Here is a 12,674-nt window from a genome sequence, read left to right on the forward strand (position 1 = left end):
ACCCAAGTCGTGCCCGCAAGAGCCGACCTTGCTGTATGCGGTCATGATGGGTAGCACGGGTGGGCCCCAACCCGCCCGCTCGGCCTTGTGATCCCTCCAAACAGAAAAAGACCTAATCGCTCGCCGCGACCACCTTGCCGTTGCCGTCCACGATGCGAACCGGCTCGCGCATGGTCGGCCGGGCGCGGCGGTCGACGATGTTGCATGCGCTCACCTTGGCATTGCGGCAGTTCCGGAGGTCGACGCCACGGAATTCGGGGTCGAGCACCTGGCAGCCGAGGATCAGGATCTCGCTCGAATCGACCACTTCGATCGCCCCGCCCTCGTCGGGTCCTCCTGCCTGCGAGCCGTCGAGGATCAGGTTTTGGAGGTTGATGCCGGCCGATTTGACGACCTTGATGCCGTCGATCGTGGGGCCTTTGTAGTCCGGGTTGTGGTCGATGACGTTCGATCCGATGACGATGTCGCGGCACTGTTCGAGCACGATCGATCGTTCATAGGCGCTTGCGAACGTGTTGCCCGTCAGGGTGATCCCCCGGCAGTAGCGGAGCCAGACGTTGACCTGCTGGTCCTGGAGGACATTCCCCGTGATGTTCCAGAGCCCGGCCCCTCCGGAATCGTCGCGTTCGGCCCCTTCGATCCGGATGTTGGCGCCGCGCGGGCTCCCCTTGGCCTGAATCGTGTTCGAGGCGATCGTCCCTTCGCGCACCGTGGCCTCGCGGGCGTCGATCCAGACGTCGGCCGAGTCAGGGTTTCCCGGATCGAAGTTGTACTCGATGTCACAGCCTGTGATTTGCAGGTTGCGGATCTCGCTTCGGGCAATCTTGATGCCGGCATGCTTGCAGTAACTGATATGGCAGCCGGTGATAATGGCCTGGTGGATGTTGACGCCGTCGAAATAGACGCCGATGGCCGGGCCTCGGCCGTCGTAGATGTGCAGGTCGGCCAGGAGGACGTTGCGGTTCCGCTTGACCAGGCGCACGCCGTAGCGGCAGCGGCGGATCAGGATCCCCTGGAGCGTCGGCTGCATCGTCCCTTCGATCTCGATGCCGTCGGCCTGGTCATGGTTGCCGACGATCTCCAGACCGCTGACGGTCGGCATCCGCTGGTGTTGCCAGACCCGAGGCTCGAAGCTCGTCGGGTCGGCCGACTTGCCGTGATTGCCGACGAGTCGGACGGCCGGGCCGGGGCCGTCCATCACCAGGCGGGCGGTCCCCCCCTGGCCGCAGAGCGCGATCGGCCCGGATCGGTCGAGGTCGATCTCCAGCGGGGCGGTCAGGCGGTACGTACCGCGGGGGAAGTCGAGTTGGCCCCCGCCTTGCTCGACCGCATGCCGAAGCGCCTTGGTCTCGTCAGCCCGACCGTCGCCGACGGCCCCGAAATCACGGACGTTGGTCATGGGGATCCTCATCCTCAACGCGTATCGGCGTCGCCACCGGTCACAAACCGCGTCGAGACTCGTTTCAACGGAACAAGCCCCTACGGGTTTGTGTGTTACGGTCATGCGGTTTAATAGATCGCACAGTGGTCAACCCGACGCAAGGGGCGGCCCTGACGTATCACTTTATGATGGTTCTCTCAACTTTCGTCTCGATGAAGAGGTATCGAACTGTGAAGAGACCCTGGTTGGTTCAGGCCGGGTATCCTTGCCGGCTCCGGTCCGCTCGAGCGTGGGCCTGCGGCTTTGCCATGGTGGTGGGGCTGACGCAAGGGGCCGCGCTGGTTCGGGGAGCCGATGCGCCCCCCCGTCCTCGTCCTCCGGCGACGGTGGCCGAGGCTGAGAAGACGCTCGACCTCGCGACGTTCCCGCTGCTGGATCAGGCGAAGCAGGTGACGAGTCGCAGGCTGGCGGGCCTCTCCTACAATGTCGAGGGGAGTGTGAGACGCGTTTTCGAGGCCCAGCGCAAAGAGCTCACCGACCGGAACTGGACCGAGCGACCCAACAGCTACGTTTCGGACCAGTCGGCCAGCGGTCTGTTCACCAAGGACGGCTTTTCGCTCTCGTTGATGGTCTACCCGCCGGGTAAGCCGGGATTGGTCAACATCGCGCTCACCAACCACGGCAATGTCGCGCTCGGCAAGCTTCCCGTTCCGCCGGGCGTGAAGCCCTTCTTCGGCGGCCCGGTGAGCACCTCCTATTTAACCGAGTCTCCGGTGGCGGAAACGGCTCAAGCCTGTCGCAAGCTGCTCCTCGAAAGCGGCTGGGAACCCTACGGCGACGCGGGCGACACCCATTTCTTCAAGCAGAACGCCGTCCGGCTCGCCGCACGCGTCACCTCCGCCCCTGCCCAAGGGGGGAAGACCGTCATCGACTACAGTACGCTCCTGATGTCGGTGGATCTCCCCGCCCCCCTTGAGACGATCGGTCTGCAATATGCCGACGTGACCAAGCAACTCCTGTTCGATACCAAGGCGACCGAAAAAGACGTGGTCGACTTCTATCGCAAGACGCTCGCGAAGTCGGCCTGGGAGGCCACGACGGAGGCTCCCTTCAAGTCGGGGTTCAAAAACATGATGATCTTCCGCAATCCCCAGAAGGATCTGCTGACCCTGGTGATGGACGAGATCAAGGGGCAGGATGTCAATCGGATTGTCCTCAAACACCAGTCCGCCGCCGAAGTTGAGGAGATCGAGCAGCGTCTCAAGGCCGAAGCCGAGCAACTCGAGATCGAGAAGCGCAAGCCGCTCCCGAAGCTGATCCTGGCAATCCCAGGTGATGCGAAGGCCGTGATGCAGTCGAAAACCACGATCAGGTTCGAGGTTCCCGACACGCGGGCCAGGCAGATTGCCGAGACGTGGCGCACGCAGTTCGAGAAGGAGGGTTGGGAGATCCAGGCGAGCCGGCTGGAAGACAAGGGAGGCTCGATCTTCATCGCGAAAGGGCGTCTCCACACCGTGAGCTTGAGCTACACCGATCTCAGGCAACTCCCCGCCGAGGTCACGATTCGAGGCAACGGCGTCGAATTGGTGCGGTCGGCCGAAGCGAAGAAGTAGCCCGGCCGTGATTCCCTGTGGGTTGGCGCGAGTCCGAGAGGGGGATCGGGGCCCGACGGAACCCCGGCCGTGCCGGCCGAGATTCAGGACTTGCCGGCTGTCAGGGACGGGCGGGGGCCTTGACGGAACCGCGCAGGTCGAGGATGGCGCGGACGACGTCGTCCCCCGGTTTCTGGACGAGGGAGAAGCCCAGTCGCTTGCAGAGCAGGAGCATCGGCCGGTTCTGAGGGAGGATGTCGGCGTTGATTTGGTCGAGCCCCTCGTCGCGTCCGACCTGCACCAAGCGGCGGAGCAGCTCGGTGCCGAGCCCACGCCCCTGGAACCGGTCGACGACGAGGAGGGCAAACTCGGCCTCGTTGCGGCCGTGCTGCTTCATCAGGCGGCTGACGCCGAGGATCTCGCGGGCTCCGGTCGCGGGGTCCTGATAGTCGGCCACCAGCGCCATTTCGCGGTCGTAGTCGTTGAAGCAGATCCGCGTCAAGCGGTCGTGGGCGACCCGCCGGCCGAGCTTCATCGCATGGAAGTAGCGGAACGAGACGCTCTGCTCGGAGAGTCGCTCATGAAACTGGATGAACGAGGGTTCATCCTCGGGGCGGATCGGGCGGATCAGCAAGGCGGTTCCGTCCGGGGCGGTCCAGGGGACGGCGTACTGCGTCGGATAAGGGCGGATGGCGAGTCGTGGCCATTGCCCCTCGCGGACCTCCGGGCCGTGTGCGATCACGCGGGCATCGAGGGCCAGGAATCCCTCGCGCGAGGCGAGCAGGGGGTTGATGTCGATCTCCTTGATCCAGGGTTGCTCGACGACGAGTCGGCTGAACCGGACGAGGAGCTGCTCCAACTGCGCGGAATCGATCAGGTCGCGGCCCTGGGACGCCTTCAAGGCCGCGTAGGCGCGGGTCGGCTCCATCATTCGCCGGGCCAGGGTCGTGTTGAGTGGCGGCAGGGCCAGCGACCAGTCGTGGAGGACTTCCACGTGCCGGCCCCCCGAGCCAAAGAGCAGGACCGGGCCGAACTGGGGGTCGAGGCTGCTGCCGACGATCAACTCGAAGCCGTTGCGCCGGATCATCGGCTGGACGGTCACCCCCTGGAAGGCCCCGAGGCCTGCGCCTGCCCGCTCGCGCACGGCGGTCGCGATCTCGGCGAAGGCGTGGCGGACCGCATCGGCGTCGGGAAGGTCGAGCCGGACCCCGCCGCCGGCCGACTTGTGCGTGATCGTCTCCGACGCGAGCTTGAGCGCCACCGGATAGCCCAGGGCGTTGGCCACTTCGACCGCCTCGGCCTCGTCGTGCGCGAACCTGGTCTCGACCGTCGGGATTGCGTAGGCGTCGAGCAGGCGTTTGGATTCAAGCTCGGTGAGGATCGTCCGCCCCTCGCCGCGCACCGCTGCGCCGACGGCTTCAGCGGCGGCGCGGGCGAGGGCCGTATCATGGGAGTCGTCGGTCGAGGTCGGCGTCTCGTAGAGGGCGCGGAGGTTATAGGTCGACCGCCACATCGCGTGGAAGACCCGCGCGGCGGTGTCGGGGTAGACGAAGGTCGGGATCCCGGCCCGGTTGAGAATCTCGACCCCCGCCGCGACGTCGGCCCCCCCCATCCAACTCGCCAGGACCGGCTTCCCCTCCACGCGGGCGAACGCTTTCAATGACTCGGCGGTCCGGGTCGGCTCGCTCAGCGCCTGGGGCGTCAGGATCACGAGCAGGCCGTCAGTCGCCCGGTCCTGGACCGCGGCCTCCACCGCCTGGGTGTAGCGCTCGGCGCTGGCGTCGCCGAGGACGTCGATCGGGTTGCCCCGGCTCCAAGGGGGGGGCAGGCAGGCATCCAGCGTCGCCATCGTCTCGTTCGAAAAATGGGCGAGTTCGCCCCCCGCCTTGAGCAAGGCGTCGGTGGCGAGCACACCGGGGCCCCCGGCATTGGTGACGATCGCCAGGCGAGGCCCGCGCGGGCGCGGCTGCTTGGAGAGAATTTCGGCGACCGCGAACATCTCGGCCAGCGTGTCGACGCGGAGCACGCCACAGCGGCGGAAGGCGGCGTCGAGGACGTCATTGTTCCCCGTGACTGCCCCTGTGTGTGAGGCGGCGGCGCGGGCCGCCTCTTCGCTCCGCCCCGCCTTGAGCACGATGATCGGCTTGGTCAGGGCCACCTCACGCGCCGCCGAGAGGAACGCGCGGGCATCGCCGATCGACTCCATGTAGATCACGATGCACTGGGTGTGCGGGTCGTCGCCGAGGTAGTCGATCAGATCGCCCCAGCCGACGTCGATCATCGAGCCGACCGAGACGAACGCGCTAAAGCCGACGTTCTCGCGCAGGCTCCAGTCGAGGATCGCGTCGCACAAGGCGCCGCTCTGGCTGAGGAACCCGACGCCCCCCGGCAACGCCATCCGCCTGGCGAACGTGGCGTTGAGCCCGTTGAACGGCCGCATCACCCCGAGGCAGTTCGGCCCGATCAGCCGGACCCGCCCGCGCCTCGCCTGCTCGAGCACCCGCCGCTCGAGCTCCGCCCCCTCGGCCCCGACCTCCTTGAAGCCGGCCGAGACGACGATCGCGCCACGCACCCCGGCCGAGGCGCAGTCGCCGATCACCTCCGGCACCACCGCCGCTGGCGTTGCGACGATCGCAAGATCGATCGGCTCGGGTACGTCTGCCAGCCGCGCGTAGGCCTTGACTCCCAACACCTCGGCCCGATGCGGGTTGACCGGAAAGATTGTTCTGCCGAACGGATTGCCGAGTAGGTTCTCAAGCATCGTCTTGCCGACGCTCTCCGCCTGCTCGGTAGCGCCGACCACCGCGATCGTCCTCGGCGCGAAGATGGCATCGAGCGGCTGGCGTCGCGATTGCAGAACCACCAGGTTCGGAACCAAACCAGGCCCTTTCGATTCATCTGCCGACATCGCGTCCCCCTCGGATCGACCACGGCTGGCCATCTCATTTTTTTTTCGTGTCAGGCGCCTGGCGATCATCGCATCGAAAGCCTGTTCGGGCGAGTCTCTGAGCGTTTGAACACGTGGTGTCATCCGCCGCCCATGGGGCAGGATGTAGAGTAGGTTCTTTCAAGCCCGGACCCCCACTGACTCGACTCGGCAGTATGGTGTTGGCTTCTGATTTTGCGAATGAACGGACCGCGTCACGAACGGGAGATCAGTAACCGGCAGGATTCTCGATCTCGCGTTCCAATATAATGATGATCTCGTCGCGTTGGCCGCCTACCAAAGGCGCTCACGCCAACGGCCGCAACCCCTGCGGTCATACCGGATCGCACCACCCACCCCTTTGGGCCGCCAGGACCATGCTCGACCCCCATGCTTCGCTTGTCCCCGTTCTGCTTACCATTGTGGATATTGTTGTCAGTGTGTTTGCGTCCGTGCATGTTATTCTTTTTAAACGCGATACGAGATCAGCGATTGGCTGGATTGGGCTGATTTGGCTGTCGCCGATTCTCGGTACGGTGGTTTATGTGCTGCTGGGGATCAACCGGATCAAACGGCGGGCCCAGTACATGCGCCGGGGGAGTGGGCAACTGGTCGCGCATGCCGTGGGGCCCTATCTCCCCGACATCCTCGACCCGATCCCGGTGCTGGAAGGATCTCCTCTCGATTCCCTGGTTCAACTTGGCGATCGTGTGACGCAGTGGCCTTTGCTGGCCGGGAATGCGTTCGCGATTCTCGACGGCGGCGATCAGGCTTACCCCGCCATGCTTCGAGCGATCGATGGGGCGACCCGGTCGGTCGGCCTGTGTACCTACATCTTCGACAACGACCGGACCGGGCAGCTCTTCGTCGACGCCTTGGCTCGAGCGGTTGCGCGCGGGGTCGAGGTCCGGGTCTTGATCGATGGTGTCGGGGCCCAGCACTCCTGGCGGTCGGTGGTCCGTGCCTTGAGAATGGTGAAGGTGCCGGCCGTGGAGTTTCACCCCACGCTTGTTCCGGTATGGATGCCCTACTTCAATCTCCGCAATCACCGCAAGCTCCTCGTCGTCGACGGCACGATCGGATTTACCGGCGGGATGAACATTCTCGAAGAGTATCACTGGGCGATGCGTCCCCACGCCCCGAAGCGCGACCTGCACTTCCAGGTCCGAGGACCGGCCGTCGCCTACTTGCAGCAGGTTTTCGCCGACGATTGGGCCTTCTGCACCCGGGAGATCCTCGAAGGCGATCGCTGGTTCCTGCCCATTGAGGAGGCTGGGGATGTACTCGCCCGTGGTGTGATCGACGGCCCCGATGACGATCGCGACAACCTGCTCAACGTCATCCTCGGCGGCCTGGCCTGCGCGAAGTCGGCCGTGGCGATTGCGACCCCCTACTTTCTGCCCGACGCACGCCTGGTCTCGGCCTTGGAGGTCGCCGCCCTCCGAGGGGTGCAGGTGGACATCCTCCTGCCGAGCGCGAACAACCACAAGTTGGTCCAGTGGGCCGCCACGGCGCAGCTCGGGCCGCTCGTGGAGGTGGGGTGCCGTGTCTGGTCCGCGCCGCCCCCCTTCGACCACACCAAGCTGATGATCGTCGACCGGAGCTGGGCCTTCATCGGCTCGGCCAACCTGGACCCGCGCAGCCTCCGCCTGAACTTCGAGTTCAACCTCGAATGCTACGGAACCGAGTTCGCCACCTGCCTCCACCAGGTGTTCCAGGACCGGCTCCGCGACGCGGTCCCCGTCACCTCCGAGGCACTCAACGCACGCAGCCTGCCCGTCAAACTCCGCGACGGCGCCGCGCGATTGCTCTCCCCTTACCTCTGATCGCAATCCCCCCAACACCAAGCAAACGTTGGAGATGGGGAATATAGTCGACAAAGTTGATCGGGATTCGAGTCAATCCCCTTGACGACCTGCACAATCGCAGGAATAATGGGTCCGACGCACTTGAAAAAGAGGCCGGTGTCATCGTCCCCAAAGGGCGAGCGGGCCTGACAAGGGCTGCCCCGGCCGCAACTGCAACGCGGCCCTCACCTATCGCGCCGACTCGTTCAACGAGAGGCCTGTCGCACTCTACCGGTACACGACCGACCGGAATTCCGGAGGTTTCCGAGACAGCGAAGGTCGATTTTGTGATGTTAATTTCATCGAATGTATCGTTTGCGATTTTGTTGCCCAGAACTTCCATTGAGCCTGCATCAAATTCTACTTGTTCCAGGAATGTACCGTGGGCCTGTCGCGGTTTCACTCTGATCGAGCTGCTGGTCGTCATCGCCATCATCGCCGTGCTCATTGCTCTGCTGCTGCCTGCCGTCCAGAGCGCACGCGAGGCGGCCCGGCGTTCCCAGTGCACGAACAACCTGAAGCAGATCGGGTTGGCGATGCACAATTATCACAGCACGTTTGACTCGTTCCCGCCCGGGGCCCTGTTCGGTCGCAGCGCCGACCTCTCGCTCGGCAACAATCGCGACTTCTCGGCGCACGTCCGGCTGCTCGGCTTCTCCGAGCAAACGGCGCTCTACAACGCGGCGAACTTCAGTCTCGCCTGCTTCAACGACGATGCCTATGGGAACGGTGCCAACTCGACCACGACGATGAACCGCCTGTCCTTGATGCTCTGCCCGTCGTCAACGCCGCCGTCCTGGAACCACCAGGGGTCGGGCACTTTGTTCAACTCGTTGAAAGCGCCGGGCGGGAACTACTTCGCCTCGGTCGGCTCGTCGATGGAATTCGCCGGTCAGCAGAGTAATGGGCCTCCTAACGGCGTGTTTGAATATGTCGGTGAGTTGGGGCGGAGCCACGGGATCGCCGAGATCTCGGACGGGAGCAGCAACACGATCGCGTTCGGCGAGTGGCGGACCGGTAGCGGAAGCCCCAGTTTGGTGACGATCCCGACGGACATCATCTTCATCGGGAGCTTCCCCGCCGGCACCAAGCGGAACGACGGGTCGTTGAACATGCCCCGCCTGTCCGGTTCGTTCCTCCAGTGGATCTCGCAGTGCGGCGCCGCCGCCAAGGACAGGAACGGGTACTACGGCAAGAGCACCACGCTCGGCCAGAACTGGTCGCTCGGCCTGGTCGGCTACTCGCTGGGCAACGTCCTGCTGGGGCCTAACCCCAAGTACCCGAATTGCTCGACCAATGGCAGCGGAACCCTCCAGAGCCCGGGCGTCTGGGGCCTGAGTAGCCTGCACTCAGGGGGGGCCAACATCCTGCTCGCCGACGGCTCGGTCCGGTTCCTCAAGGACAGCGTGGCCTTGCCCACCATCTGGGCACTCGGCTCGCGGGCCCAGGGCGAAATCGTCTCCGCCGACGCCTGGTAATTCGTCACGCCCCGCTTGGCCCGCTCGCCAGCCCCCCTTCTGTCTTTTCGCACGAGGCAGGGGGGGCTGCTCTCTCTCACCCGGAACAACCGGCCGGGCCAAGGCACGCGTCTTCCGCGTCTTTGTCTGTGAAGTTGGAGCCTGTCCCATGTTGCGTCGTCTGCTCGTCCCCCGATCCTTGTCTGTCGCATTCACGCTGACCGCCATCGGTTGCGGTGGCGCGGCGGACGGCCCGCCGCGTGAGCCGGTTTACGGGTCCGTCAAGTTCGATGGCAAGCTGCTGGAAAAAGGCCTCATCACATTCACGCCCGCCGATGGGGGCGACCTGGTCGTCAGCGGCCTGATCCTCGACGGTCAGTTCTCCTTGCCTCGTCATGAAGGGCCGGGGCTCGGGCCGCACCGGGTCGACATCTGGTCGAAACAGGCCACCGGAAAAACGTTGCCCAACCCGGACGATCCCGGCAATCCGATTGAAGAAAAGAAGGAAATTCTGCCTCCCCAGTTTAATATCAAGTCACGTCTTGCTGCGGATGTGGCCAAGGGGGGGGATAACAAGTTCGACTACGACCTGCGTCCCGCTGCCGGCGATGCGAAGAAGGTGGCGTTGAAGTCCGGGCGGTGATGGTCCGCGCACGCACCTGAAATCCGAAAGCGCCGGACCCAGACGTTCGGCCTTCCCATCCCTCTCATAGCCAAGCCAGGCCAGGCCCGATTGTAAGGAAGACCGTCCATGACCTCCCGCACAAAAATGAGAACGCTCGCCTCGTTCTGGCTCGCGATCGGCGCGGCCGGATCGGCCTTCGGCGGGGCGAACGAGCCGACGGCCAAGCCGGAGGCCGTGGAGTTCTTCGAAAAGAAGATCCGCCCGCTCCTGGCGGCCAACTGCTACACCTGTCACTCGGCCGATACCAACTCCAAGGGCGGCCTGCGGGTGGATGATCGGAATGGCCTGGTCGACGGCGGCAACAGCGGCCCGGCCGTCGTGCCCGGCAACCCCGAGGAGAGCCTGCTCATCCAGGCCGTGCGGCACAGCGACGACGCCCCCAAGATGCCGCCCAAGGCGAAGCTGACCGACGAGCAGGTGGCCGACCTGACGCAATGGATCAAGGACGGGGCCGCCTGGCCGAGCGTGGGCCTGCCCGTCGCCGTGGGCAAGCCGAACGCCAAGTACGAGCAGCTCAAGAAAGAGCACTGGGCCTGGCAGCCCTTGACGTCGCCGGCTGCCCCCCAGGTGGCCGATGCCTCCTGGCCGGCCGACACGATCGACGCATTCATCCTCGCCGGCCTGGAGAAGCAGGGGCTTGCCCCGGTGGGGGACGCCGACCGGGAGACCCTGGTCCGTCGCCTCTCGTTCGACCTGACCGGCTTGCCTCCGACTCCTGCCGACGTCGACGCCTTCGTCAACGACCCGTCGGAGCGGGCCTATGAGGCCGTCGTCGACCGCCTGCTCGGCTCGGCCGCCTTCGGCGAGCGCTGGGGCCGGCACTGGCTGGACGTCGCCCGCTTTGCCGAATCCACCGGCGCCTCGCGCAACTTGCCCATGCCGCACGCCTGGCGGTATCGCGACTACGTGATCGACGCCTTCAACAAAGACAAGCCCTTCGACCAGTTTCTCAAGGAGCAGGTGGCCGGCGACCTCTTGCCCCACGCGGACGATGCCGAGCGCTCGGAGCACTGGGTCGCCACCGGATTTCTGGCCGTGGGCGTCAAGGACGTCAATCAGCGGTTCAAGATCCGTTACATCATGGATAATGTGGATGAACAGATCGATGCGGTGAGCCGCTCGTTCCTGGCCGTCACCGTCAGTTGCGCCCGCTGCCACGACCACAAGTTCGACCCCGTGCCGCAGAAGGACTATTACGCCCTGGCCGGGATCTTCAAGAGCACCGACATCCTGGCCGGCCTCCGCAACAAGATGGGCGGTGGCGGGCTCGACTACTACGACACCCAGATGCTGCTCGTTGACGGCCAGGCCGGTAAGGGGGTCGACGCCGAGGAAATGGCCAAGAAGGTGGAGACCGTCAAGAAGGCCCACGCCGAGGCCAAGAAGGCGTTCGAGATCCTCCGGGACGATCCCAAAGGGGGAGAGCCGGGGCCGAACGGCCGCCCCAAGCGGCAGGTCGCCCGCCAGAAGATGAACCGGCTGCAAGCAGAGCTCGTTGCCCTGAGCGACCCCGCAGCCAACGGTGCCAAGATCGTGCTGGGCGTGCGCGACTCCAAAACGATCGGCGACACCGAACTTCGCGTTCGGGGCGAGGCGGAGAAGCTTGGGCCGGTCGTCCCGCGCGGCTTCCTGAGCCTGCTGACGCTCCCCGACCCGCCGACCCTGAACACCGCGCAGAGCGGTCGCCTGGAACTGGCCGAGTGGCTCGCCTCGCCGTCGAATCCGATGACTTCGCGGGTGATGGCCAACCGGGTTTGGCAGCATCTCTTCGGCCGTGGGATCGTCTCCAGCGTCGATAACTTCGGCGTGACCGGCGACGTCCCGTCGCACCCCGAGCTGCTCGACCACCTGGCGAACCGCTTTGTGCAGGAAGGCTGGTCGGTCAAGAAGCTGGTCCGGGCCATCGTCCTGACGCGTGCCTACCGGCTCAAGTCCGAAGGCAACTCCGCCAATGAGTCGGTCGACCCGGCGAACAAGCTGGTCTGGCGACACGCCCCGCGTCGGCTCGATGCCGAGGAGATTCGCGACGCGACCCTGGTGGTTTCCGGCACCTTGGCCGCCAACCGCCTCGAAGGTTCGCTCGGCCAGGGCTTCAAGGTGATCGAGCTTCGCAACAACGGGGCCGAAGCCCGCAAGTTGCAGGAGCAGGCCCGTGAGAGCCGCCATCGCAGCGTGTACCTTCCGCTGCTCCGGGGCCTGACGCCGACCTCGCTGGAAGTCTTCGACTTCGCCGAGCAAGGTATGGTCACCGGCAGCCGGGCGAACACGACGGTCCCTCCCCAGGCCCTCTACCTGCTCAACGACCCATTCGTGCGCAAGAATTCGCTGGCCTTTGCGGAGACCCTGCTCGCCCACGCCGAGCTTGATGAGGATGCCCGCCTAACCGCCGCCTTCCGCCTGACCCTGGGCCGGGCCCCTTCGGCCGCCGAGATCAAGCAGGCCAAGGGCTACCTGACCGAGTACGAGGCGGCCGTCGCCGCTGAGCCTGGACCCGAGCCCGAGCCCGCGAAGGTCGAGGAGCAGCCCAAGCCTGAGGCCAAGCCGGCCGCCGACAAGACCCCGGCGAAGCCCGTCCCGGTCATCGACCCCGACCAGGTGATCGAGGCCGAGGCCCCTGTGGTCGAGGAAGTCATCCGGCCCTCGACCCCCAGGGCGGCCGCCTGGGCCAGCCTCTGCCAGGTCCTGATCGGCTCGGCCGAATTCCGCTACGTCAAATAATCCGCTTTGCCGTCGAGATTCGCGTGCGGTCTTCACACGTCAGACTGACCCAATCAAAGGATCTACCG

General features: G+C 65.3%; 7 protein-coding genes. 5 read left to right on the forward strand and 2 right to left on the reverse strand.

Translation table 11 applies throughout. From position 1 onward, the window contains the following. Nucleotides 1-112 precede the first annotated feature (112 nt). Nucleotides 113-1,399, reverse strand: coding sequence for a right-handed parallel beta-helix repeat-containing protein (locus SINAC_RS19410; RefSeq protein ID WP_015247308.1), 1,287 nt, complete (start codon nt 1,397-1,399; stop codon nt 113-115). 212 nt (nt 1,400-1,611) lie between these two features. On the opposite strand from SINAC_RS19410, the gene SINAC_RS19415 reads away from it, so the two are divergent. After that, complete coding sequence (locus tag SINAC_RS19415) at nt 1,612-2,994, forward strand: hypothetical protein (protein WP_015247309.1); 1,383 nt, start codon at nt 1,612-1,614, stop codon at nt 2,992-2,994. A gap of 100 nt (nt 2,995-3,094) precedes the next feature. On the opposite strand, the gene SINAC_RS19420 is transcribed toward SINAC_RS19415, so the two are convergent. After that, nucleotides 3,095-5,881, reverse strand: coding sequence for a bifunctional acetate--CoA ligase family protein/GNAT family N-acetyltransferase (locus SINAC_RS19420; protein ID WP_015247310.1), 2,787 nt, complete (start codon nt 5,879-5,881; stop codon nt 3,095-3,097). A 395-nt stretch (nt 5,882-6,276) separates the two neighbouring features. Here SINAC_RS19420 and SINAC_RS19425 point away from each other — a divergent pair, with 395 nt between their 5' ends. The 4 genes from SINAC_RS19425 to SINAC_RS19440 all read left to right on the forward strand — a co-directional run bounded on the left by SINAC_RS19425 (nt 6,277) and on the right by SINAC_RS19440 (nt 12,606). Then, nucleotides 6,277-7,725: a phospholipase D-like domain-containing protein gene (locus SINAC_RS19425; RefSeq protein ID WP_015247311.1), complete on the forward strand. Its 1,449-nt coding sequence runs from the start codon at nt 6,277-6,279 to the stop codon at nt 7,723-7,725. 347 nt (nt 7,726-8,072) lie between these two features. Continuing rightward, nucleotides 8,073-9,224 carry a DUF1559 domain-containing protein gene (locus SINAC_RS19430; RefSeq protein ID WP_237722875.1) on the forward strand — a complete coding sequence of 384 codons (1,152 nt, stop codon included), beginning with the start codon at nt 8,073-8,075 and terminating at the stop codon, nt 9,222-9,224. Nucleotides 9,225-9,372: 148 nt separating this feature from the next. Further along, nucleotides 9,373-9,846 carry a hypothetical protein gene (locus SINAC_RS19435; RefSeq protein ID WP_015247313.1) on the forward strand — a complete coding sequence of 158 codons (474 nt, stop codon included), beginning with the start codon at nt 9,373-9,375 and terminating at the stop codon, nt 9,844-9,846. Nucleotides 9,847-9,954: 108 nt separating this feature from the next. After that, nucleotides 9,955-12,606, forward strand: coding sequence for a PSD1 and planctomycete cytochrome C domain-containing protein (locus tag SINAC_RS19440; RefSeq protein ID WP_015247314.1), 2,652 nt, complete (start codon nt 9,955-9,957; stop codon nt 12,604-12,606). Nucleotides 12,607-12,674 lie beyond the last annotated feature (68 nt).

Source organism: Singulisphaera acidiphila DSM 18658 (assembly GCF_000242455.2).
In the GTDB taxonomy this organism is placed as follows: Bacteria; Planctomycetota; Planctomycetia; order Isosphaerales; family Isosphaeraceae; genus Singulisphaera; species Singulisphaera acidiphila.